This is a genomic window from Hydrogenophaga sp. (assembly GCF_051007235.1).
Taxonomy (GTDB): domain Bacteria; phylum Pseudomonadota; class Gammaproteobacteria; order Burkholderiales; family Burkholderiaceae_C; genus Hydrogenophaga.
Genome location: NZ_JBPCSJ010000193.1, coordinates 1 through 1,515, shown reverse-complemented (window position 1 = coordinate 1,515; position 1,515 = coordinate 1). Strand labels below are relative to the sequence as shown.

Here is a 1,515-nt window from a genome sequence, read left to right as displayed (position 1 = left end):
CTGTTGGTGGACAGGGCTGTCAAACCCGGACATGGCCAGATCGTGGTGGCGGTGGTGGATGGCGAATTCACTTGTAAGCAGCTCTGGCTGCGCGGGGGACACCTCAAGCTCAAGGCTGCCAACCCGACTTTGAGGGTGTGCAGAATTTTGTGTAAACGGACAATCCACCGCAGGCGCGAGCCTGCTTGTCCGCAAACACAATGACAACCAAGAAGCACGAAGTATCCCAAGAACTGCTGGCCACCCTGCTGGCCGACTACAAGAAGCCTGAAGACCTGATTGGCGAGAACGGCCTGCTCAAGCAGCTGACCAAACTGCTGGTGGAGAAGGCGCTGGACGTGGAGCTGACCGAGCACCTGGGGCACGAGCGCCATGAAGCCGTGGCCAACGCCAGCGGCAACACCCGCAACGGCAAGAGCAAGAAGACCCTCAAGGGCGAGTTCGGCGAGCTGCCCATCGAAGTACCCCGTGACCGCCACGGCAGCTTTGAGCCCCAGCTCATCCCCAAGCACCAGACCCGCTGGAACGGTTTCGACGACAAAATCATCTCGCTGTACGCCCGTGGCATGACGGTGCGCGAGATTCAGAGCCACCTGCAGGAGATGTACGGTGCCGAGGTCTCACCCAGCCTGATTTCATCGGTGACGGACGCCGTCAGCGAAGAGGTCAAGGTCTGGCAGGCCCGCCCGCTGGACGCCATCTACCCCATCGTCTATCTGGACTGCATCCACGTGAAGGTGCGCGAGGGCGCGGTGCGGGTCAAGGCGGTGTACCTGGCCATCGGCATCAACATGAATGGCGAGAAGGAGGTGCTGGGCCTGTGGCTGGCGCAGACCGAGGGTGCCAAGTTCTGGCTGCAGGTGGTCACCGAGCTGCGCAACCGGGGTGTGCAGGACATCTTCATCGCCTGCGTTGACGGGCTCAAGGGCTTCCCCGATGCCATCGAGGCGGTGTTCCCCAAGGCGGTGGTTCAGCTGTGCATCGTGCACATGGTGCGCCACAGCCTGAACTACGTCTCCTGGAAGCGCCGCAAAGAGGTGGCGGCAAACCTGCGCCACATCTACCAGGCCGCCACCGCCGAAGAGGCCGAGCTGCGACTGGGCGAGTTCGAGGCCAAGTGGGACGCTGACTACTTGCCCATCGGCCAGTCCTGGCGCAGGAACTGGAGTCGGTTGACGCCGTTCTTTGACTACCCGGCGGAAATCCGAAAGGTCATCTACACGACCAACGCCATCGAGTCGGTGAACATGGGCCTGAGGAAGCTGAGTAAGAACCGGGGCTCGTTCCCCAGCGACGAGGCGTTGACCAAGCTGTTCTACCTGGCACTGCGCAACATCAGCCAGAAGTGGACCATGCCCATCCGCGATTGGAAGGCTGCGCTGACCCGCTTTACCATTCAGTTCGGAGATCGCATCTCCGTCAACTGACGTCCGAACCGTTTACACAAAAATTCGGACACGCCCACACCCAGATCCGGTCGCCCGCGCGCGGACCAGAGCCCAGCCACACGACGCA

At 61.7% G+C, this 1,515-nt stretch carries 2 protein-coding genes; both read left to right on the top strand.

Features of this window, described 5'->3' with window-relative positions; all coding sequences use genetic code 11:
- Positions 1-204 (top strand): LexA family protein (locus tag ACR2JA_RS06925; protein ID WP_434008369.1); only part of this gene is annotated, 204 nt, incomplete at its 5' end.
- The gene (locus ACR2JA_RS06920; RefSeq protein WP_434008368.1) at positions 201-1,427 is read left to right on the top strand and encodes an IS256 family transposase; all 1,227 of its coding nucleotides are present in this window, start codon (positions 201-203) and stop codon (positions 1,425-1,427) included. The genes ACR2JA_RS06925 and ACR2JA_RS06920, both read left to right, overlap by 4 nt.
- Positions 1,428-1,515: the final 88 nt, after the last annotated feature.